Annotated in this window: 1 protein-coding gene; it reads left to right on the forward strand. The window is 76.2% G+C overall.

The genetic code is table 11. The features are described 5' to 3' along the window. The coding region (locus E1283_RS36905) for an SUMF1/EgtB/PvdO family nonheme iron enzyme (protein ID WP_165956397.1) at positions 1-411 on the forward strand (411 nt) is incomplete at both ends.

Below are 411 nucleotides of genomic sequence, written 5' to 3' on the forward strand. Positions count from 1 at the left end.
AAGTCCTGGTGCCCGGCGGCCCGTTCACCATGGGCACGGACGCCGCAGCCGACCCGTACGCGCTGGACAACGAACGCCCCGCGCGCCGCGTCGACGTGCCCGCGTTCTGGCTGGACACCACCCCCGTCACCAACGCCGCCTACCAGGAGTTCCTCGCCGACGGCGGCTACCGGGAGGCCCGCTGGTGGCACCCCGAGGGCTGGCCGCACCGCGTCCGCGCCGGCCTCACCGCCCCCGCCTTCTGGCACCGGGACGGCGACACCTGGTTCCGCCGCCGCTTCGGCCACACCGAGCCCGTGCCCCCGAACGAGCCGGTGCTGCACGTCTGTTGGTACGAGGCCGACGCCTACGCCCGCTGGGCGGGCCGCCGGCTGCCCACCGAGGCCGAGTGGGAGAAGGCCGCCCGCCACG

This window comes from Streptomyces hainanensis, from assembly GCF_004348415.1.
Classification (GTDB): Bacteria; Actinomycetota; Actinomycetes; order Streptomycetales; family Streptomycetaceae; genus Streptomyces; species Streptomyces hainanensis.